The sequence below is a fragment of the Gluconobacter sp. GP1 genome, assembly GCF_032913585.1.
GTDB classification, from domain to species: domain Bacteria; phylum Pseudomonadota; class Alphaproteobacteria; order Acetobacterales; family Acetobacteraceae; genus Gluconobacter; species Gluconobacter cerinus.
Genome location: NZ_JASGXC010000001.1, coordinates 303131 through 324322, shown reverse-complemented (window position 1 = coordinate 324322; position 21192 = coordinate 303131). Strand labels below are relative to the sequence as shown.

At 55.3% G+C, this 21192-nt stretch carries 23 protein-coding genes; 6 read left to right on the top strand and 17 right to left on the bottom strand.

Features of this window, described 5'->3' with window-relative positions:
- Nucleotides 1-252: 252 nt before the first annotated feature.
- Both R5H23_RS01540 and R5H23_RS01535 read right to left on the bottom strand, forming a co-directional pair.
- The gene (locus R5H23_RS01540; RefSeq protein WP_317214043.1) at nucleotides 253-651 is read right to left on the bottom strand and encodes a VOC family protein; all 399 of its coding nucleotides are present in this window, start codon (nucleotides 649-651) and stop codon (nucleotides 253-255) included.
- A 226-nt stretch (nucleotides 652-877) separates the two neighbouring features.
- Entirely contained in the window at nucleotides 878-1387 is a 510-nt protein-coding gene (locus tag R5H23_RS01535) for a hypothetical protein (RefSeq protein WP_317214042.1), read from the bottom strand.
- Between the two features lie 562 nt (nucleotides 1388-1949).
- On the opposite strand from R5H23_RS01535, the gene R5H23_RS01530 reads away from it, so the two are divergent.
- Nucleotides 1950-2117: a hypothetical protein gene (locus R5H23_RS01530; protein WP_198150435.1), complete on the top strand. Its 168-nt coding sequence runs from the start codon at nucleotides 1950-1952 to the stop codon at nucleotides 2115-2117.
- Nucleotides 2118-2126: 9 nt separating this feature from the next.
- Here R5H23_RS01530 and R5H23_RS01525 read toward each other — a convergent pair whose 3' ends face one another.
- From R5H23_RS01525 to R5H23_RS01505, 5 genes are read right to left on the bottom strand one after another with little or no spacing between them, the layout of a single operon-like run.
- Nucleotides 2127-2960: a transglycosylase SLT domain-containing protein gene (locus tag R5H23_RS01525; protein WP_317214041.1), complete on the bottom strand. Its 834-nt coding sequence runs from the start codon at nucleotides 2958-2960 to the stop codon at nucleotides 2127-2129.
- 34 nt (nucleotides 2961-2994) lie between these two features.
- The gene (locus R5H23_RS01520) at nucleotides 2995-4794 is read right to left on the bottom strand and encodes an aminopeptidase P family protein (RefSeq protein WP_317214040.1); all 1800 of its coding nucleotides are present in this window, start codon (nucleotides 4792-4794) and stop codon (nucleotides 2995-2997) included.
- On the bottom strand, nucleotides 4791-5321 hold the full coding sequence (locus R5H23_RS01515) for an N-acetyltransferase family protein (protein WP_317214039.1): 531 nt from the start codon (nucleotides 5319-5321) through the stop codon (nucleotides 4791-4793). Before R5H23_RS01515 ends, R5H23_RS01520 begins: the two co-directional genes overlap by 4 nt.
- A gap of 1 nt (nucleotide 5322) precedes the next feature.
- Nucleotides 5323-6228, bottom strand: a complete 906-nt coding sequence (locus tag R5H23_RS01510) for a 50S ribosomal protein L11 methyltransferase (protein ID WP_046901543.1) — start codon at nucleotides 6226-6228, stop codon at nucleotides 5323-5325.
- A complete protein-coding gene (locus tag R5H23_RS01505; RefSeq protein ID WP_317214038.1) occupies nucleotides 6228-8456 on the bottom strand; it encodes a UvrD-helicase domain-containing protein in 2229 nt (742 codons plus the stop codon). The genes R5H23_RS01510 and R5H23_RS01505 overlap by 1 nt, the downstream gene beginning before the upstream one ends.
- Nucleotides 8457-8483: 27 nt before the next feature.
- Between R5H23_RS01505 and R5H23_RS01500 the strand changes: the two genes are divergently transcribed.
- The gene (locus R5H23_RS01500; RefSeq protein ID WP_099212473.1) at nucleotides 8484-9179 is read left to right on the top strand and encodes a RadC family protein; all 696 of its coding nucleotides are present in this window, start codon (nucleotides 8484-8486) and stop codon (nucleotides 9177-9179) included.
- A gap of 79 nt (nucleotides 9180-9258) precedes the next feature.
- Nucleotides 9259-10017, top strand: coding sequence for a RadC family protein (gene radC / locus R5H23_RS01495; protein WP_317214037.1), 759 nt, complete (start codon nucleotides 9259-9261; stop codon nucleotides 10015-10017).
- Between the two features lie 12 nt (nucleotides 10018-10029).
- On the opposite strand, the gene R5H23_RS01490 is transcribed toward radC, so the two are convergent.
- From R5H23_RS01490 to rpmE, 6 genes are all read right to left on the bottom strand, one after another.
- Entirely contained in the window at nucleotides 10030-11160 is a 1131-nt protein-coding gene (locus R5H23_RS01490) for a 5-(carboxyamino)imidazole ribonucleotide synthase (RefSeq protein WP_211503990.1), read from the bottom strand.
- Entirely contained in the window at nucleotides 11157-11681 is a 525-nt protein-coding gene (gene purE, locus R5H23_RS01485) for a 5-(carboxyamino)imidazole ribonucleotide mutase (RefSeq protein WP_064273283.1), read from the bottom strand. The genes R5H23_RS01490 and purE overlap by 4 nt, the downstream gene beginning before the upstream one ends.
- Nucleotides 11681-11881, bottom strand: coding sequence for a YdcH family protein (locus tag R5H23_RS01480; RefSeq protein ID WP_046901537.1), 201 nt, complete (start codon nucleotides 11879-11881; stop codon nucleotides 11681-11683). The genes purE and R5H23_RS01480 overlap by 1 nt, the downstream gene beginning before the upstream one ends.
- Nucleotides 11882-12042: 161 nt before the next feature.
- Nucleotides 12043-12627 (bottom strand): DUF1013 domain-containing protein, encoded by a 585-nt coding sequence (locus tag R5H23_RS01475; protein ID WP_046901536.1) that lies wholly within the window; start codon nucleotides 12625-12627, stop codon nucleotides 12043-12045.
- Nucleotides 12628-12837: 210 nt separating this feature from the next.
- Entirely contained in the window at nucleotides 12838-13320 is a 483-nt protein-coding gene (locus R5H23_RS01470; protein ID WP_167386140.1) for an Hsp20 family protein, read from the bottom strand.
- A gap of 154 nt (nucleotides 13321-13474) precedes the next feature.
- Nucleotides 13475-13699, bottom strand: coding sequence for a 50S ribosomal protein L31 (rpmE, locus tag R5H23_RS01465; protein WP_046901535.1), 225 nt, complete (start codon nucleotides 13697-13699; stop codon nucleotides 13475-13477).
- A gap of 194 nt (nucleotides 13700-13893) precedes the next feature.
- On the opposite strand from rpmE, the gene mscL reads away from it, so the two are divergent.
- Nucleotides 13894-14352, top strand: a complete 459-nt coding sequence (gene mscL / locus R5H23_RS01460) for a large-conductance mechanosensitive channel protein MscL (protein WP_099212467.1) — start codon at nucleotides 13894-13896, stop codon at nucleotides 14350-14352.
- Nucleotides 14352-14684 carry a hypothetical protein gene (locus R5H23_RS01455; RefSeq protein ID WP_215766940.1) on the top strand — a complete coding sequence of 111 codons (333 nt, stop codon included), beginning with the start codon at nucleotides 14352-14354 and terminating at the stop codon, nucleotides 14682-14684. The genes mscL and R5H23_RS01455 overlap by 1 nt, the downstream gene beginning before the upstream one ends.
- Before the next feature lie 77 nt (nucleotides 14685-14761).
- Here the strand turns inward: R5H23_RS01455 and secF are convergent, their stop codons facing one another.
- Nucleotides 14762-15706 (bottom strand): protein translocase subunit SecF, encoded by a 945-nt coding sequence (gene secF / locus R5H23_RS01450; protein ID WP_064273272.1) that lies wholly within the window; start codon nucleotides 15704-15706, stop codon nucleotides 14762-14764.
- 5 nt (nucleotides 15707-15711) lie between these two features.
- On the bottom strand, nucleotides 15712-17253 hold the full coding sequence (gene secD / locus R5H23_RS01445; protein WP_317214584.1) for a protein translocase subunit SecD: 1542 nt from the start codon (nucleotides 17251-17253) through the stop codon (nucleotides 15712-15714).
- A 151-nt stretch (nucleotides 17254-17404) separates the two neighbouring features.
- Between secD and R5H23_RS01440 the strand changes: the two genes are divergently transcribed.
- Nucleotides 17405-18400 carry a Gfo/Idh/MocA family oxidoreductase gene (locus R5H23_RS01440; protein WP_317214583.1) on the top strand — a complete coding sequence of 332 codons (996 nt, stop codon included), beginning with the start codon at nucleotides 17405-17407 and terminating at the stop codon, nucleotides 18398-18400.
- A 12-nt stretch (nucleotides 18401-18412) separates the two neighbouring features.
- Here the strand turns inward: R5H23_RS01440 and R5H23_RS01435 are convergent, their stop codons facing one another.
- Together R5H23_RS01435 and R5H23_RS01430 are read right to left on the bottom strand one after the other, a co-directional pair.
- Nucleotides 18413-20224: an ATP-binding cassette domain-containing protein gene (locus R5H23_RS01435; RefSeq protein WP_317214027.1), complete on the bottom strand. Its 1812-nt coding sequence runs from the start codon at nucleotides 20222-20224 to the stop codon at nucleotides 18413-18415.
- 58 nt (nucleotides 20225-20282) lie between these two features.
- The gene (locus R5H23_RS01430) at nucleotides 20283-21014 is read right to left on the bottom strand and encodes a response regulator (RefSeq protein ID WP_317214025.1); all 732 of its coding nucleotides are present in this window, start codon (nucleotides 21012-21014) and stop codon (nucleotides 20283-20285) included.
- Nucleotides 21015-21192: the final 178 nt, after the last annotated feature.

Genomic DNA, 21192 nt, shown 5'->3' with positions numbered 1-21192 from the left:
TGCGCCCACCACCCGATCCGGTCAGAAATCTCCCCTAAGAAAAATACTTAGCGCTCATTATCCTGGCTGATATAGGGCTAGCCTAATTAGACCTGAATTCACGGCATGTATTTCCTTGTGCCCAGTGAAGACAAGGCACCTCAGTAACGCCCTCCAAATGAGTAGATTTCGCGCCATTCTCGTTTCATTTCGTTTTAAATAAATGACACAAGGCTTCTTCAGGATCTAAAAATCCCAAAAACCCGTATTTAACTATATTTCGTATAGTTCGAGCGGAAGATCATCCGGGTCGGCAAAAAAAGTGAACTGCCGCCCTGTATAAGGGTCCATTCGGATTGGTTCGGAGGCAACGCCATGCTTCTCCAGATGTCCGACAGTCGCAGCAATATCCTGAACACGAAATGCGAGATGGCGCAGGCCACAGGCTTCTGGTCGAGAAACTCTCGGGGGCGCCTGAGGAAAAGAAAAGAGCTCGATTTGCGCATCACCAACCTGCAAATCGCATTTCCAGGAATTCCGCTCTTCCCGAAAATTTTCAGCTACAACAGTGAACCCTAACACATCGACATAAAAAGCTCGGGAGCGCTGATAATCCGAAGCAATGATTGCTACGTGATGAAAACCAGAAATATTGGCTTTGCTTTCTTTCATCAGGCTCCATGCCTCTCATTTATCGACCAGAACACTCTAAGCCACATTGCCTGAACCGCGCGGGCCTCCATAATAAAAACGGCCGCCCTACCCAACGCGAAACATCGCAAGTCGCAAACATATAGCCCGGTTCACCAGCGCCTTTATAAGTTTGCCAGCATTTCAAAAAACCATAAAAGAGAACAGATAGACCTGCTCTCTTTTATCGTAGGCCTCAAATGTCTGATCAAACCCCGCGATAAATACGAGCCCTAATCGAATCCGCATTATCTGGAGATGTATTTTCATACGGAGCTGCAACCAGACCAGCCAGCATTTCTACCAGCGGGATGATGGACTGAACGGTCTGTATATATGAACTGGCAGATGGATAATAAGTTTGCACAATCGGGCTGGTGATACTCAAGAGCGTATTCAGATCCGCCCCAAGGGACTTAGCCCAGTTTTTACCAGTATCGACCGTGACAGCACCTTCCGAACTGGCATCAATAGAGGCCGTAACACTTTTGATCTGAGACACGAGACTATCGAACTTGGCCTTGTCATCAGCCGAAAGGTGATCAACCACACCCGGCATCGTTTCAATAACCTGCACGGCATAGGCAATTGCCGTAGCGTCTTTATTGAGGGCCGCAGTATCGAATGTGGTGGTATTGCCGTTGGTAGAACATGCTACCGTGGTAGCCATCAAAAAAAATGAGAGGCCAAGAGATGCAAGGCGATTAAAAATACGCATAGAATACAAGTCTCCAGACATAAAAAAACCGCCCTCTGGGGCGGTCGAAGATAACGAATAGCCACGATAATTCGGGCCTGATGCCGTTTGAATATATCAGGGAATCCACTCCTGAGTTGTATGCCGTAGCGAAATTCGCCTGCGCGCAGCAACTGCTGGGCAAAGGCATTTTGAGCAAAACCCCAAACACTCTATGAAGCGACGCAACGGGAAAAGACTATCGGGTAGCTACTGACCTCAAACTCTTCAAAAATCTTAATCCGTTGTGACGTTCTTGAAATCTTTCAGAACGCTTTGAAATCATACGCAGGCTTCTTAAGGAGATATTTTTCGTTTATCGAAAAGCAACCTTGAAACCGGAAGGAACAACCAGCTGTCAGTTAGCGCAACTTTTGATCCATTCGAGGTCTTCCGTGCTTTCTGGGTGCTCCTGAAAGAACTCTACTGGCTAATGCTGTATCTCTATCATCTTTTGACAGGTTTCTCCCCGCAACGCTGATCCCCTCTAACGCGTTGTCGTCAGCCTCCTGCTGCTAGGCTGGCTATATCGTGGAGAGAAATCATGAGGTTCCGCTTTCTTCTGGGGCCTGTTCTGTTAGCCCTTGGGCTGACATCCTGCGCCCACGACCATCACTCCGATCGTGTTGATCGCACGCATTGGCGTCAGGGCGACACGCCAGGTCCATATTCCGGATACAAACATAATAACTGGACCGCACCTGGCAGGTAATAAGCCACATCAGTTCTGTCGCCAGGCCATCCTGACTGGACTTGCACGATAAGACATCAGGTCGCGGCCATGGCTTTCAGTTCCTCCTCCGTTATTTGTCACATGGTGAATAATGCGCGGAGGAGGAGCGTAAGCTGTATGGCTCACAGTTGATGGAGGAAAGCTGCTAGAAGTAGTCGTTTTCGCCTGCAAGGAACTTCTTGGCACATTGGTTGCTATTCGTTCATCAGACTGCGGCACGATAACCCTCAGACCGGAACCAGTCATGACCACCTGAGGCAGGAAGTCTGGCGGCCTGTAAATGTCATTCTTCCCATTCCAGACTGCCATGACGTGCTCTTCATATTCCGCGCCCAAAGCAGGCGTTAAAGAGTGATAGGCAGCCGTTGCCGCACTCCAGCCACGCAATTGCGTAAAAAGATTTTTTAGAAAAGAAGCCCCATATCTGACATTGGTGAGGGGATCGAAAGCCTCTTCTAACGAGAGAAATGCATTCGGGTGATGATGAAGATTGACCTGCATGCAACCAACATCAATCGATGTGATACCTGCACTCTGAAATGCCTCGACGGCAGCAACAGCCTCGACTTTTGAAGGATAAAAATATCCTTTTCCGGCAGCATTCACAGTCCATGGCCAAGCGACCGTCCGGCCCGATAAAGGGTCACGACGACCACTCTCTACACGGCTGATAGCCCCCAAAAGACCGTTCGGAATACCAGCCTCTGGCTCTGCAATAGACACGGCCTCGCTACATGCCCGCGCCATATCCCAGTCATTGGCGCCTGCCGATGAGGTGGCAACACTTATGCAGAATAGAAAAAACAGGAGTTTCCCGGTCATACCAACCTTATGACCGGGAAAAATGAATAAACGCTTACTGAATACCGGGCGTTTCGCGCATCATCGGCGCACAGACCTTCTCAAGCCACTCCTGGACATCAGGCTCAACAACCGGTCCTACGCGCGTCAAAACCTCTGCGTGATACGCATTAAGCCATTCGAGTTCAGCATCATCCAGTAGCGTCACATCAATGAGCTCTCGATCAATTGGCGTGTAGCTCAGGATTTCAAATTCGAGAAATACGCCCTTCGCCCCTTGATAGGAGGAGGGCTTAACAAGCATCAGATTTTCAATTCGGATGCCATAAGCCCCCGGCTCGTAATACCCTGGCTCATTGGAGACAATCATACCCGCTTCCAAGGCAGTTGGCCGCGGCGCAGGAGAAATGTTCTGCGGGCCTTCATGCACGGACAGATAACTGCCAATGCCGTGTCCGGTCCCATGATCATAATCCAGCCCAACCTGCCAAAGAGCAGCACGCGCCAGAACATCCAGACGATGCCCTGTGGTCCCCGGGGGGAAACGCACGCGCGACAACGCAATATTTCCCTTTAAAACACGCGTGAATGCTTCTTTGACGTCCTGAGGAGCTGACTCCGGCCCGATCCAGAGCGTCCGTGTGATGTCAGTCGTCCCGAACGGATACTGTCCACCACTATCAATCAGATAAACACTGTTGGCCGGAAGCACGCGATCCTTGCCGACTTCTGCACGATAATGCGGATAGGCCCCATTCGGTCCCGAGGCCGAAATCGCATCAAAACTCTGTTCCCGATAGTCGGCAGAGCGTTCGCGGAACATCCCAAGACGCTCAACAAGATCCGTCTCCCGTTGTCCCGCAGCAGACACCGAAACGGAATGGAGGAAACGTGCCATCGCAATACCGTCGCGCTGGTGCGCCTGACGTGCACCATCCTGCTCGGTCAGGTTTTTGACAGCCTTGGGAAGCGTGCAGGGATCATTCCCATCAACCACCGAAGCGCCAGCGGCTTTCAGGGTCGTTTCGAACCAGACTGGCGTCGTCACAGGATCAAGCCGTACGACTTTGCCACCCAGCGCAGCAAGGCGTTTTTCCAATGCACTTGGTGCCTGAACAGTGACCTCTTCACCAAGCGCTGCAGCCAATCCGCCTTCAAGGCGGGCGGGGTCCACAAACAGCTCTGCCCGACCATCAGCATGCAGCAGGCCATAGCCATGGGCCACAGGCGTTAGCGGGACATCACTACCGCGAATATTCAGGAGCCAGGCGACAGACGTGCAGTCCGCCAGCACCACAGCATCCTGTCCAGCTTTCCGTAACCCGGCAGCGAGGCGATGGCGCTTACTTGAACTTGTTTCCCCCGCTAGTTCCACACCGTGATTAATGACGGGATTAGCTGGCGCAGCAGGGCGGTCGAGCCATGCCTGATCAATCGGGTTAAGTACCAGCGGCACCAGTTCAACCCCGGGAGCACTCCAGGATGCCAGCATGGAACGGCTGACCAGTTTGGGGTCATACCCAACGCGCTTACCCTGCGCATTTTCTTCCAGCCAGTCTGACGCAGGCTCCATGCTCACATGTCGCCGCTCCCAGAGATCATGGGGAACCTGTTCCTCCATCTGAACGGTATATCGTCCATCCGAGAAGACTGCAGCAGCGTCCTGAAGAATAACCGCGAGGCCCGCGCTCCCCGTAAAGCCAGTCAGCCAGGCCAGACGGTCAGAGCAGGGGGCAACATATTCCCCAAGATATTCATCCCCCCGCGGGATGATGAAACCTATAACGCCCAGCGCCTCACACGCCTTGCGAACAAGAGTAGGGCGCTCTTTGAGCGGAATGGAGGAAAGGGTCATGGAAAGTCCTTTTCCGGTTTGGAAACAGCCTCAAGGCAGAGCGTCATGAACAATAGATCCAGCCAACGGCCACCCTTTCGTCCAACCTGAGGCAAAATACCGTTATTTTGAAAGCCTAACCGCTGATGCAGCGCGATGGATGCCTCGTTGCCAGCCGTAATCCCGGCCACCATTACGTGAAATCCGGCCCGTTTTGCGTGCTGGATCAACTGATTTAGCAAAAGCCTGCCTAGTCCGCGTCCCTGGCACTCGGATGAAACATATACGGAGTGTTCGACCGTGCCTACGTAGCCTTCGAAAGCCCGGAACGGCCCATAGGATGCGTACCCGCAGACCACGCCATCTCCATCAACGGCCACGAAAACCGGGAAATTCTGAGCCTGTCGATCAGCAACCCATTTTTGACGCTGCTCCATCGTGAACGGCGTGCTGATCCAGAGTGCATCAGTATGCTCGATGGCATCGTTCGTAATCCGCAGAATTGCGGGAAGGTCGGCCTCCTGAACCTCACGGATTACGACAGACATCTTAGCCTCTTTTACGCAAAATCAGGGTCGCCCAGTCGCCTTCACGCAACAGACGCTCAAGAACCAGCCCCTGACGGCGATGCGCAGCCAGAACCATATTGGCCTGTGTGTATAACAGCCCAGCAAGAATAGCCGTGCCGTTCGGTGCCAGATTGATGGCGAGAGACTGCGCCATCCGGCAGAGGGGACGCGCCAGGATATTGGCAAACACGAGATCATACGGCGCCTTGACGCGCACCTGAGCCGTGTTCCAGCCATTTCCGAAGCGACAGTCCAGCAGGTTGCCCTGTCCGTTCAGACGGGCATTGGCTTTGGCTGTCCGCACAGACCATGGCTCAATGTCGACAGCCAGAACCGGGCGATGCAGCAGCTTCGCTGCAGCCATTGCCAGAATACCCGAGCCACACCCCATATCCAGAATATGATGAGGTTTGCGATACGCCACCATTTCCAGTGCGCGCAGGCATCCCCGCGTTGATCCATGTTCACCCGACCCAAAGGCAATACCGGCATCAAGAGTAATGGTCAGGCGCGAGCGGTCAGGCTCTCCATGCAGATGAGTTCCTCGGATGGCAAACCTCTTGCCAACGTCCTGCTGCGGGAAGGATTCATAGGTCCGTGCCAGCCAACCTTCGGCTTCTGTTGCCTCACGAAGCAGTTCTGCCTCACAGCCCGTCAGAAGACGCGCAACGGACAAGGCGCTTTCAAGCTCGTCTTCTTTGTAGCCAGTGTCTTTGACACCTTCGATGCGCCAGTATTTCTGCGCATCATCAGCCTCAAAAATCCCGACAGTCTCACAGACACACATCAGAGCCTGTTCGAAAAGAGGAACAAATTCCTCCTCCACCGTAATGGACAGGGTTTCAAGCGCACTGGCATGGCGTCGGCCAATGCTGCGGGGTGCCATCACGATCTGATCTCCACGAAATTTGCCATGACGCGCTTGATGCCGCCATTTTCAAAGTTGATTTCCAGTCGGCTGCCATCCACCGCAATCACGGTGCCTTCGCCAAACTTCTGATGAAAAACCGTTGCTCCAAGAGGGACATTCGCCTGCGGCTGCACGTCCGTAACGCGCGGGCGAGGGGTCTGAACTCCCCCTGAAGAACGACGCGTACTGGTAAACGGGCCGGACGCAAACATGGAAGGCGCTGCCGCAGCCTGCCTCCGGCTCTCAAGAGACTGCCCACTCGTCTGAACGTATTCGGACGGAATTTCCTCAATGAACCGGCTCGGCATCGAGGCTTGCCAGTTCGCATAAATGCGGCGGCTGGCCGCATGAACAACGATGGCCCGAAGTCTCGCCCGTGTCAGCCCGACATAAGCCAGACGCCGTTCTTCCTCCAGCGCCCGGTTGCCGCCTTCGTCCAGGGACCGCTGAGACGGGAAAACCCCTTCCTCCCAACCGGGCAGGAAGACCGTATCAAACTCCAGTCCTTTGGAGCCGTGCAACGTCATGAGGCTCACTTTGTCGTCGCTCGTCTCGCTTTCCGTATCCATGACAAGCGCGACATGCTCCAGAAAACCTTCGAGCGTCGCGAACTCGCCAATCGCCCGCAAAAGCTCACGGATGTTATCCAGCCGGCCCGGAGCTTCCACAGAGCGGTCATCACGCCACATTTGCAGATAGCCGCTGTCTTCCAGAAGCTGCTCAACAGCCACCACCTGACCTTCTGTTTCAAGCGTCGCTTTCGCGCGCTGAAACGCTTCCATCAGACTGGTCAGGGCTTCCTTGGACTTTCCCTTGAGCGCACCTTGTTCAATCTGCGTCAGAACACCCGCAGTTAACGGGCCGGGCAGGGTGCGCGCTACACCATGCAGCTTCTGCACAGCCACAGCCCCTACGCCACGCTTCGGAACATTAATGATCCGTTCAAACGCCAGATCGTCCGAAGGCTGCGACAGAACGCGCATGTAAGCCAGACAGTCCCGGATTTCCGAGCGTTCATAAAACCGCAGACCACCAACAATCCGATAGGGTATGCCTATCGTCATCAGGCGCTCTTCAAATGGCCGCGTCTGGAAGCCTGCACGCATCAGGATGGCCATTTCAGACAGCGGATGACCATCGGCATGAAGGCGTTCAATCGCGCCACCAACAATTCTGGCTTCCTCATCGGAATCCCGAACCCCGATAATCTGAACCTTCTCGCCCTGCGCATCCTCACGGCCGGGACGGAGCGTCTTGCCTAACCGTCCTTCATTGTGAGCAATCAGTCCCGCCGCCGCTGCCAGGATTTGCGCCGTCGAGCGATAATTCTGTTCCAGCCGCACAACAGCGGCACCGGGAAAATCCTTCTCAAACCGGAGAATATTTTCAACTTCGGCACCACGCCAGGAGTAGATCGACTGATCGTCGTCCCCCACACAAGCTATGTTGGATGGACCCTGCTCGCGCTTTGCCAGCAAACGCAACCACAGATACTGGATCGTGTTGGTGTCCTGATACTCGTCCACCAGAATATAGCGGAAGATCCGATGATACTGCGCCAGCACATTCGGCTGGGACCGCAAAATCTCCACCATGTGCAGCATCAGATCGCCGAAATCGCAGGTATTCAGTTCGCGCAGTCGCTGCTGATAGCCGCGATAGATGGCCAAGGCCTGCCCATTGGCAAAATCCGTATCCTCGGCAGGCGTCACGCGATCCGGCGTCAGGCCACGATCTTTCCAGCGCTGGATGATGCCCATGAGTTGGTTAGGCGGCCAACGCTTCGTATCCAGCCGGAAAGGCTCCATGATCTGCTTCAACAAACGAAGCTGATCATCCGTATCCAGAATATTGAATCCGCTCGTCAGGCCCACATATTCCGCATGACGCCGCAGCATCCGCGCGCAGATGGCGTGGAATGTGCCAAGCCAGAGCCCTTCAGCAGGCTCTCCCAGAAGAGCGCCAACACGCTCGCGCATTTCACGCGCAGCCTTATTGGTGAATGTCACAGCTAAAATCTGACTGGGGTAAGCCCTTCCGGTCAGAAGGAGGTGGGCAAAGCGCGTCGTCAACACGCGCGTCTTTCCCGTTCCTGCACCGGCAAGAATCAGCAACGGGCCTTCGGTTGTCTCGATGGCACGTCTCTGCTCCGGGTTCAGGCGGGAGAGATACTCGGGGGTGGGGATGAGAGGGTCTTGCGGCACACTCCCGATATAGAGTGTGATGGCCCTATGGCCAACACATCATCTCCCCGGATCGACCTGACACGCGGCACAGGCCCGCAGGGACATCGCGCCAGAATGCGAACACGCGTTGAAACCAACGGCGCCGAAACCCTTGCAGATTACGAAATTCTGGAAATGCTGCTGTTCTTGGGCATCCCGCGCAAGGATACCAAGCCGCTCGCAAAAGGCCTCATCAGCCACTTCGGAAGCCTGATCGACGTCTTCCGCGCGCCCACACAGGATTTGAGAAGCGCAGGCCTCAACGACGACACCATTCGTGCACTGAGACTGCCAGCCGTTGCGGCAGAACGACTGGCATCTGCCGAACACCGCGAACGACCCGTTTTGGGGGATTGGCCTCAGCTGATGAAATATCTTGAGACCGCCCTGACGGGAGCCATCCGCGGGCAATTCCGCCTTTTTTACCTGGACAATCGCAATCGTCTTTTATCCGATGAAGCAGCTCCAGAACTCGAAGATATTACCTTCCTGAATCGCGCTATCGCAATCCGCGCACTCGCCCTGCACGCCACCGCCGTCATTGGACTTCATGTTCAACCAGCTTTGAAGCCCGTCGCGCTTTCAACCGCAGCCCGAACGCTGGAAACGGCGCTCAGGCCGCTCTCGATTGTTCTGCATGACATTCTGTTAGATACGCCCAACACAGCAGTTCGCAGCTTTCGTCAGGAAGGCTTGCTGTAACTTTGCAAGGTGGCCTTACGAGACATAGGCTCATATCTGGTGGCTTGATAACAACACTTGGGAAATGCCACAAAAACGCATGGACGATACCCTGGCTACCGAAGACGGATTTTCTGAAGTTCTGAACAGTGAACTGCTTCAGACCATAAAGTCCGTAGCTGTAACCACGCAGCAATCGGTCGAGCTCCCCGAACCGCCCCGGGCTCTGCTGAGCGGACGAGGTCGTCATCTGGATGACGATACTCTTCTTAGAATGGTCGTCACTCTTTTCACCGGCCACGAAGCAAAAGCGCAGACCCTGAGCCCGCTACTGCTGGAGCGGTTTGGATCACTGGCGGCCATTCTGGCAGCAACAAACAGGGAGCTGGCCGGCATAAAAGAGATGGGATCACACATGATCCCAATGATCCGGGTCCTGCATGAAGCTGCACTTCGCTATAATCGGGAGCGGTTACCCAAAATTGATATTCTCGATAGCGAGCAGAAGCTCCTCGACTATTTGACGGCCAGACTTGCCCGAGAGAATATCGAGCAATTCCGTATCCTTTTCCTCAATGAGAAAAACAGCCTACTTGCTGATGAAGCTCAGGCGCGCGGTACGGTCAACCATACCCCTGTGTACCCCAGGGAGGTCGCCCGCCGCGCAATCGAAATTGAAGCTGCATCCCTCATCTTGGTGCACAACCACCCAAGCGGTGATCCAACGCCCTCACAAGCCGACATTCAGATGACCCAGCAGGTTCAGGCCGCTCTGGACGTTGTGGGCGTCCAGCTCACAGATCACCTCATTATCGGCAATGGAAAACATACTAGCTTCCAGCGGCTTGGCCTGATCTAGCGCAAGCCACTCTCAACCCCTCGGAGGCAGTAGTCCTTCAAGGGCCAGTTCGCCCGGCAATGCGCCACGCGGAAAGAGCGTATTGACGTGCCCCATCTTCCGGCCCGGACGCGCCTCGTGCTTGCCATAGAGATGCAGTGATGCACCGTCTGTGGCCAGTATGGCAGGAACCCGCGCCATATCTTCCGGCCCGACAAGATTATGCATGACAGCGTCCGAATGACGACGCGCGGGTGGAAGGGGCAGCCCCGCTACAGCCCGAATATGCATTTCAAACTGGTCGATCAGACAGGCGTCCATCGTCCAGTGCCCTGAATTGTGGGGCCGGGGAGCAATTTCATTGACCAATAACTGACCATCAGCGGCATGGAACATCTCCACCCCCATGATGCCAACCAGCTCAAGATCCGTCGCAATGCGGATTGCAATTGCCTGAGCGCGTTCTGCAACTTCTGGCATGACGCGCGCGGGAGCAAGGGTGATGTCTAGAATACCGTCACGATGGCGATTTTCCACTGCGTCGAAACACCGTACAGTTCCGTCACTTCCGCGAACAACCATCACGCTCAGCTCACGCTGAAAGTCGATCATCTTTTCCGCAACAAGCGGATACGGCAGATCCGTCAAAGCCGAGAGAGCTTCCGCATTCTCAACCCGAAACTGTCCTTTCCCGTCATAACCAAAACGGGTTGTCTTCAGGATGAGAGGGAAACCCAGCTCTCCCACAGCAGAAAGATCAGCTGGTCCGGATACTTCTTTCCACGGGGCAAGCTCTACCCCAGCCTGAGCCAGCCGGGTCTTTTCCAGAACCCGATCCTGACTGATCCTGAGGATCTCGCCACCTGGACGGACGGGGCGACGTTTTTCGAGCAATGACAGCCCCTCAACGCTGATGTTCTCAAATTCGAACGTCACAACGTCGCAGCGAGCCGCAAAATCTTCCAGCGCTACGGGATCATCGTAAGATCCGACCGTCGCGGAGGCTGAAACTTCAATAGCCGGGCTCGTGGCTGCCGGATTCAGTATATGAACACGATAACCAAGCTTGGCCGCAGCCATTGCTGACATGCGTCCCAACTGGCCGCCGCCAATAATCCCGATTGTACTTCCAGGTGCAAAAACCTGATTATTCTGAGCCGTCATTCGACAGGAATGTCCGCAACAGCTGCCGTCTGAGTACCGCGCCACGCATCAAGACGTGCAGCCAGCTCTGGATCAGCCAAAGAGAGGATGGACGCCGCTAACAGGCCAGCATTCTTGGCTCCAGCCTTACCAATCGCCAGCGTTCCAACAGGCACGCCACCTGGCATCTGAACGATGGACAGCAGGCTATCCTGTCCCTTCAGGGCATGACTTTCCACTGGAACGCCGAGAACGGGAAGGGACGTCCACGCTGCGCACATGCCGGGCAGATGGGCAGCACCACCTGCGCCCGCGATAACGACATGCAATCCACGGCTGCGAGCCGTACGCGCATAGTCCGCAAGACGATCTGGCGTCCGGTGTGCAGAGACAATCCGACGTTCATGGGCAATGCCCAGTTCGTCCAGAATGTCACAGGCATGCCGCATGGTTTCCCAGTCAGACTGGCTCCCCATAATGACACCAACGCGCACAGCGTCTTCTGCTTGAATGGTCTCGCTTGGAGAAAGGATCTGGCTCATCAGGCAATGTTATCCGGAATCAGACGGGTCTCGATCCAGGAAATCTCGTCTTTTAGCTGCAGCTTGCGCTTTTTAAGGCGCAGGATCTGGAGCTGATTGAGGGGATGGTCCACCAGGCGCTCAATAACCGTATCAAGATCGCGATGCTCGCTCCGGAGTTCGTGGAGGCGGCGGAGCATTGCATTGTTATCGGTCATCATTGCTATCGGTCCCGGAACTCTGTCACGGCATGATGACGAACAGAATTCATTCCGTCCATCGTCATGAATCCATATCACGGCTGAGGCGGCCTAAACCAGTCAGGCCCGCACCAATAAAAAAAGGATGCAGCTTCGTGAAAAGCTACATCCTTGATCTCAGCTCAGTGAGCGCTGTCTTCATGAGCGTCGTAAGCACTCACCACAGGAAGCGTCTGTCCCTCACGGGCAAGACGGTCGTTGGCGGCTGAAACCGCTGCGTTCAGATCCATCTGGGTGCAAAGACCGAGAATGACCGGATCGCGCGGCTTGATGTTCGCGCTATTCCAATGCTGGCGGTCACGCACCTTGATGATGGTGTCCTTCGTCGTGCCCAAAAGCTTTACGATCTGAGCTTCCGTCAGATGCGGAAACTGACGAAGAACAAACGCAATGGCATCAGGTCGGTCATTGCGCTTTGCAACAGGCGTATAACGCGCGCCCTTGGCACGACGCTTCACCGGGCTGCCAGACGACAGGATCTTCAGCTTGGAGTCCGGGTTCGCTTCGCAGCGCTTGATCTCGGCGTCAGACAGCTGATGATTTTTGACCGGATCGTAACCGTTAATTCCGGCTGCAACTTCACCATCAGCAATTGCCTGAACTTCAAGCGGATGCATGCCACAGAATTCAGCAATTTGAGTAAAGGTCAGGCCGGTTTTCTCGATTAGCCAGACGGCCGTGGCCTTGGGCATCAAAGGCAGGGTCATGTCAGTGCGTTCCTTTTGGGGCGCTAAGGGGCCGGCGAGAGCGCAGGCACCGATTGGCGTACCCGGAGAGGAACGAAAGGCCGCTCGGGATATGATCGCGGCACCTGCTGGATGCACGGCGATAATGAGAAACGGTATGGGGCACCATCACACATCTGGTCAAGGTCGAAACGGCAGGGCAAATCCAAAAACCGCCCTGCCGATCCTCCGTCATGCAGCGTGCTGCGTGCCAGCGTATGTGGAGGCCGCTACGTTCTGATGACCAGGAACGCCATTCCCTGTGACGATCGGAATACGGCGAGGCCGGACAGCTTCAGGAACAACCTGCCGCACTACGATGGTCAACAAACCATTCTGAAGCTCGGCCTGATCAATTTCTGTGTGATCGGCAAGCACGAAGCGCCGCTCAAAAGCTCTCGTCGCAATGCCGCGATGAAGCCACTCACGATCCCGGGTATTTTCGGGAACGCTGCCTCGAATGACAAGCGTATTGTCTTCCTGGAGAACCTCAACATCATCCGGGCCAAAACCGGCAAGGGCCATGGTCAGGGCGTAGTCTGTCTCGGCAGTTTTTTCGATATTGTAGGGGGGGTAGCTCGGCATAGCCTGAGCATTGGCAGCGTTGCCAGCCATACGGGCAAGGCGATCAAAGCCAATTGCGCTGCGGAACAGCGGCGTAAAATCGTATGTCATGAAAACCTCCTCAAGGCAGGGTTCATCTGATGCAATCCCCAATTGGCAGACTGCGTTTGGTTTACCGGCCATGACCCCGAAGGCATCATGACCGATATTCCAGATGGTACCTGTCCTGCGCCCCTTCAAGAGGGGAGCGCGGAGGCAGACAAGCTTACTTGCGGGTACCGATACCAGCGAAGCGCTTGTTGAACTTGGCAACCTGGCCTCCGGTGTCGAGCATACGCTGCACGCCTGTCCAGGCCGGATGGGACTTCGGATCAACGTCGAGACGCAGCGTAGCACCAGGCTGACCATAGCAGGAGCGGGTCTTGTACTCGGTGCCATCGGTCATGATGACGTTGATTTCGTGGTAGTCGGGATGAATGCCGGATTTCATGAATTCTCTACTCCAGGAAAAAAGCTCCGATACCGACCGGAGCGAATCATGAGGCGCGTATAACGGAAACCGCTCAAGGATGAAAGCACACTTTACGGGATCGCATGAGTCCGTTTATCCCTTGGGCGATGCAGGTAGCGCTTTTCCGGCCTGCAACCGCAGTGATGCGGGTTCCCCCAAGAGAGGTTCGAAATATGAGCGAAACGAAACATGCCCTGCATACTCCGGGCTGGCTGAGCGACTTCCAGAAATTCATTATGCGCGGAAACGTGCTGGATCTCGCCGTCGGTGTCATCATCGGTGCGGCCTTCACCACGATTGTGAACAGCGCCGTCAAGGACGTCCTGACGCCTTTCATCGGCCTCCTGACAGGTGGTGTGGATTTCTCTAACCTCTTCATCACCCTGAAAGGTCCGGTCAAGGATACCCTTGCAGAAGCACAGAAGGCCGGTGCGGTTACCGTCAATCTTGGTGTTTTCCTGAATGCTGTCATTCAGTTCCTGATCGTGGCATTCTTCATCTTCTGGGTTGTGCGCCTCATCGGCAAGCTTCACCGCAAGGAAGAGGCTGCACCAGCAGCGCCGCCAGCACCAACCAAGGAAGAAGTTCTCCTGACAGAAATCCGCGACATTCTGGCCACCAAGGCTTCCTGATGTCACGGCAGGCTCCTTTCGGAGCAATCTTCACCCGCAAACTGACAGGTTTTGTTTTGGTGGGGAGCCTGCTTTGTGGATGCGTGGCACGTCCTTTCGAAGGCGTGCCACCATCTCCGAATGCCAGACTTTATGCGTATCTGATTGCTCACGGCATGGCACGAGGGGCGTTAATGAGGGGAAAAGTTACCCCCCAGAATGTTCAAAAGCTCATAAGCCTCGACCATGATGCTCAAAAAGCAGTTCTGAATGCTACAAGGCTTCAGACATCATCGGAAAATCGTCAGGCAGACGCCGCAATCGCAGCATTTCTGACCAGCTTCGATAGCTAGACATTCCGCCTCACGGCACAAAAAAACCGGCTCTAACTGAGCCGGTTTTTTTTGCGCCTGATAAAGACTTCAGGGCGTCATTCTGTATCGGAAGAAGGAGTTTTCCGAAGTCGCTTTTCACCCATCAAAAGCAGCAGGGGAGCAGCGATGAAGATGGAAGACGATGTTCCAACAACGATACCGAACAGCATGACCGTTGCGAACCCGGTCAGCGTGCTGCCACCAAACAAAGCCAGCGGTAGGGCCGCCAGAAAGACGGTCATGGAGGTGCCGAGCGTACGATTCAGGGTCTCATTGATGGAAAGATCCAGAAGCTCCCGCAGCGGCATCGTACGGTATTTGCGAAGATTCTCACGGATACGATCATAAACAACCACCTTGTCATTGGTGGAATATCCGAGGATCGTCAGCAACGCGGCAACCATCACCAGATCAAACTCAAAACGCGTAATGGCGAGGAAGCCCACGGTTTTCGTCAGATCCAGAATAAGTGTCACCACAGCACTAATGGCGAACTCACGCTCAAAGCGGATCCAGATGTAAGCCAGAATCATGGCCAGACTGAAACCGAGCGCCAACAGGCCATCACGGAAAAGCTCGGAAGATACCGAAGCCCCCACAGCATCAGCCCGCAGAACCTGCGTACCGGGTTCGGCCGCTGAGATGGCGGTCTTTACGCCATCGACAAGCTTCTGTGTCTGCGCTTCACGATCCGCACCTTCCGGCGCATTGATCGAGATGCGGACATCCCGCGGAGAACCGAAGGCCTGAACAGCATCCGGATGAATGCCGGCCTTTTCCAAAGCAGAGCGCAGCTTGCCAAAATCTGCGGCTCCCGGCGTTTGGGCTTCGACGATGATACCACCCCGGAAATCGAGGCCGAGTTTCAGGCCCGGCTCGAAAAACAGGATGACGGAAGCAATGGAGAGAACCGCCGAAACGATAAGCCCCATATGACGGCCGCGCATGAAGTTGATGCGCCGATCGTCACGGACAAAACGGAGAAGGGGACGTGACAGCATGACGTTCAGACCGGCAGTTCTTTGGGACGGGCAAGGGCATACCACCGCACGACAAGGAAGCGTGACAGCAGCAGGGTCGTGAAGAGGGTCGTCACGATGCCGATGGTAATCGTCAGGGCGAAGTTCCGCACGGGACCCGTGCCGAACACGAACAGCATGACATGGGCGAGAAACGCCGTCGCATTACTGTCAACGATTGTGCTGGTTGCGCGCTCGAAGCCAGCTTGCAGTGCCTGAAGCGGCGCACGCCCGCGCTTCACTTCTTCTCGGATGCGCTCATTGATGAGGATATTGGCATCCACAGCCATACCAAGCGTCAACAGCATACCCGCCATACCTGGCAGCGTCAGCGTCGCCTGGAAAAGCGACAGAATTGCTACCATCAGGATCAGGTTGGCGAACAGCGCAATATCCGCATACAGGCCGAAGCGACCGTAGAAGAGCACCATAAACACCACGACCAAAACAAATCCGGCCGCAAGGCTAAGAATGCCAGCGTGGATGGACGCAGCGCCAAGGCTCGGACCAATCGTGCGCTGCTCAATAACAGCCAACGGAGCGGGCAGAGCGCCAGCACGCAGCAAAAGCGCAAGATCGGACGCACTGTGGGCATCAAAGCCACCTGTGATCTGACCACTCCCTGCCGTAATCGGATTAATAATGTTCGGCGCTTCGATAACCTTGTTATCAAGCACGATCGCAAATCGCTTACCCACATTCGCGCGGGTCGTATTGGCAAAAGCTGTTGCACCAGCGCTATTGAGCTGGAACGTCACGGCCCAGCCACCGCTCTGCTGATCGATCACCGCACCTGCGTTCGTCAGATCCGTACCGTCAACATCCACATGGTCCTGTACGGCAACCTGAGAATGAGTGCTGATGTCTTCCAGCATCGCCGAACCAGGGCTGGCAACACTGGGGTTTGGCGCCAGCAGACGGAACGTCAGACGGGCAGTTGTTCCCAGAAGCGTTTTGATCCGCTCGGGATCACTGACACCAGGCAGTTCCACCACGATCCGGTCATCGCCCTCACGGGCGATACTCGGATCAATCGCACCCGTGGCATCAATACGGCGGCGGACGATCTCAATGGACTGGGCAACAGCGTCCCGGGCACGCGCCAACATGGCATCATGCTGAAGCGTAAGCACAATACGACCATTGGACTCAGTGACATGAAATTCATCAGGCACAACGACAGGAAGATTCTGCATCGTCTTCAAGGCAACAGCGCGCTCCGCATCTGAGCGTGGCTCAAAGCTCAGGCTGGCCGTCTGATCATCCTTCTGGAAGTCACGGTAACCGAGAGACTTGTCCAAAAGGGTCTGACGTGCCTGATCCTGCAAGGATTGCAGGCGGTCATGCTCCAGGGACTTCAGGTCAAGCTGCAGCAGCAGATATGAACCACCACGGAGATCAAGGCCAAGGTGGATCTGCCGCCAGGGCAGGGACTGCGTGGGGGCACGCATGAAATTGGGCAGACAGAACAGGAGGCCGATCAGGCAGATGCCTGCGACGCCCAGCAGTCTGAGCCGGCTATAATACATCATAACGGGTCGAGATGTCCTCGGCGGGTTTGGACGGTTCGAGTTTCTTGCGCGGGACCATGCCGCTTCCGCAATGCCGATGCAACCTTTCACCAACATTCCGCCCCTGACGGCTTTGCGAAGCCGTGATGGACTGGTAATCCTGTCACCCATGAACACTCGGCGACAGCTTCGGGTCGGCATCGTCGGTGCCGGTCACTTCGGGCGATTTCACGCCCTCAAATCAGCCGCAAATCCGGCTGAAAATCTGGTGGCGCTTTTCGACCCTGATCCGGCACGTGCGGCAACAGTCGCTCGTGAGGCACGTTGTGCCGTTGCAGAAACTTACGAGACCCTGCTGAATTCGGTCGAGGCTGTGATCATTGCGGCTCCAGCCGAGCATCATTTCCGACTTGCCAGCGAAGCCCTTAACGCGGACCGTCATGTTCTCGTTGAGAAGCCGATTGCAGCCACTTTGGATGAAGCTCGCAATCTGGCGGATCTCGCATCCCGGACGGGTAAAGTTCTTCAGGTGGGCCATCTGCTGCGCTACTCCGCAGAGCACAGGGCAATCACAGAACGTATCGACAAGCCGCTCTATATCGAAGCCACACGCATCGCGCCTTTCAAGCCGAGAGGAACCGATGTGTCTGTCATTCTGGACCTGATGATCCATGACCTGGATCTGGTTCTTGCAATCGTAGACAGCCCGATCACGGACATCGATGCCATTGGCGCAGCCGTTTCAAGCGAACACGAGGACATCGCGAATGCGCGGGTCCGATTTGAGAACGGATGCGTCGCCACAATCACGGCGAGCAGAATTTCCCTTAAAACAGAACGCCGTATGAGACTTTTCTCACAGGAAGGCTACCTTTCAGCAGACTTCATGGAGCGCAAACTCAGCTTCATTGGCAGAGAGCGTGGCCTCCCTCTACCCGGAACTGGAGGCTTCAAACGCGAAGCCATCAGCTGGCATGACCACGACAACCTTGCCGTAGAGCACGAAGCTTTTGCTGAATCATGCCTTAACGGCGCACCAGTGCTGGTTGATGCCCAAGCTGGAATCAGAGCGCTCGATGCGGCAATCCGCGTCACCGAAAGCATCCATGCGTCTCGCAAGGCCATGGAGCTCTCAGGCCTTATCCCGGTATCAGATAAGGCCTGAGAACCTTATTTTTTACTGACTTTCCAACTCTTCTTTTTTGGCTTCCAGTTCAAGCCATTGCTCTTCGGCGTCAGTCAATTCACGCTCTGCCGCCTGAAGCGCATCACTGATCTTGGTAAATTTTTCTGGGTCCTTGCTGTAAAGCACGGGGTCAGACAATGCCTCGCGATACGTGACAATAGCCTTTTCCAGCTTGGTCATTTTGCCGGGAAGAAGGTCAAGGGTCCGCTTGTCATTATAACTAAGCTTCGTCTGCTTCTTTTCTGATTTTACAGTATTTTTCGATACAAAATCGTTCTCACCCCGATCTTCTGAATGACGCTCAGCAGGAGCTTCACCGCGTCTCTGAACCAGCATGTCCGAGTAGCCGCCGGCGTACTCAATCCACTGCCCATCACCCTCGGAAACGAGAACAGACCCCGCTACACGATCAAGAAAATCACGATCATGGCTGACCAGAAGAACGGTCCCCGCATAGTCCGCCAGCATTTCCTGCAACAGATCCAACGTTTCCAGATCAAGGTCATTGGTGGGCTCATCGAGCACCATCAAGCTGGATGGCTTGGCAAGCGCGCACGCAAGAGCAAGACGCCCACGCTCACCACCAGATAATTTTCCAACGGGCGTACGTGCCTGTTCCGGACGGAACATGAAGTCTTTCATATATCCGATAACGTGACGCTTCTCATTCCCGACCTGAACCATATCCCCACTGCCGCCTGTAAGGGTGTCAGAAAGGCTTTTGGTCGGGTCCAGACTTTCACGCTGCTGGTCCAGCGTCACCATCGCAACAGAAGGTCCGATATAAACAGATCCTTCCTGCGGGGGCATGCGACCGGTCAGAAGACGAATAAGAGTGGTCTTTCCTGCACCATTGGCGCCAACCAACCCCAAACGGTCTCCGCGCAGAATCTTGAGATCGAGATTTTTTACAATCGTGCGATCCCCATACGCCCACCCCAGGCTTTCCGTACCGATCGTAATCTTGCCGCCGCCATCTGCTTCGGTCGCAGACATGCGCAGCGTGCTGGTGCCGCGCGCGGAGATTTCTCGACGGTTGTTCCTCAAGGACGCCAGCTCAGCGACACGGCGGACATTACGCTTCCGGCGCGCTGTCACGCCATAACGCATCCAGTCCTCTTCCCGAGCGATCTGACGATCCAGCTTGTGAGCATCACGTTCTTCCTGCTCCAGCACTTCGTCCCGCCAAGTCTCATAGCGCGAAAAGCCTTGGTCCAGACGCCGCGTCTTGCCCTGCTCAAGCCACACCACACTTCGGGATAACGTCTCAAGAAGGCGTCGATCATGGCTGATGACAATCATGGCGCAGCGCGATGCGGCCAGCTCTTTTTCCAGCCAGGTAATCGTTGGAAGATCCAGATGGTTTGTCGGCTCGTCCAGCAGCAGAAGATCTGGCTCCGCAGCCAAGGCGCGGGCGAGAGCGCAGCGGCGAACCTCGCCGCCAGATAGCCGTTCGCACCCTTCGTCACCCGTCATGCCAAGTTCAGCGAGCATGGATCGGGCCCGATAGTGCTCCGTCTCATCCAGCCCATCTGCGACATAATCGAAGGTGGAGGAGTAGGCCGTCAGATCAGGCTCCTGCGCAAGGTAATGTACCTTGACGCCCGGCTGCACAAACCGGGTCCCGTCGTCAGCAACGATGTCGCCAGCCGCTATTTTGAGGAGTGTAGACTTACCGGAGCCATTCCGCCCCACAAGGCAGATGCGTTCGCCCGGAAGAACGCCGAGCTCGGCGCCATCAAGGAGCGGGCGTCCGCCAAGAGTGTAAGTAATATTCTGAAGAAGAAGAATGGGTGCCGACATATCCCCTATGTGTCGCAGGGAACGTTTGCCCGCAAGGCACCCAAAGACGGATTTTCTCTCAGACGGACTTTATACCACCCGTGACGGCCTGATAGGTCGCTACAGCCAGCGCCATCGGCTCGAATGGTTTCGTAATCACGAAGGAAGGCTCATGCGCTTCTCCGGTTAACAGGCGCTCCGGATAAGCCGTGACGAAAATCACAGGCGTTTCATGTGTTTTCAGAATACGCCCGACAGCATGCATTCCATCACCGCCACCGCCGAGATTGATATCAGCCAGGATAAGACCTGGCTTCGTCTCGGCAGCCAGCTTCACGGCGTCAGCCTCCGTATAAGCAACGCCTGCGATTTTATGGCCACAGCGCTCCACCAGATCCTGAATATCCATGGCAATGATCGGCTCATCTTCAATGATAAGCACCGTCGTCTGCGCAATGCCCTGAAGAGCCTGTCGAGCCACAGCCAGATTTGCAGCGGCATCCTCTTCAGAAATAGAGAGAGCCCGAGCGGCCGACGACAGCGACTGCTCCTCAAGCGAGGTCAGAAGCATGAGAGCCCTTTGAACAAGAGTCATGTCTGGCCGATCAGCATGTTGCTTCGAGAACTCCTGCACGAGCTTGCCGTATAGTGCCAGCCGGGGAGGAAGGTCTGATTTCTCTGCTGCCAGAAAATCCTTCAGGGCACCGGCCACCAACCGGTCTCCCTGAGCCTGATCTCCAGCCAGGGCACGGGCAAAACGGCGAGCATAGGGTAGCGCCGCAATGAGTTCGTGACGTGACGTGTCAGCCATGGATCCTCAGCCTCTTGATATTGGACAGCCGCGCGGAAACCTTATGAAGGACTATCCGTTTGTGGCGATTGAATAATCATGACACGAGCGACCGGATACGCCTAGTGTCTGTCTGCATCCGCAGACTTCACCTTCCTGAAAGGACCTCCCTCTGACGGCACCTGTTTCCGAGCCTGAA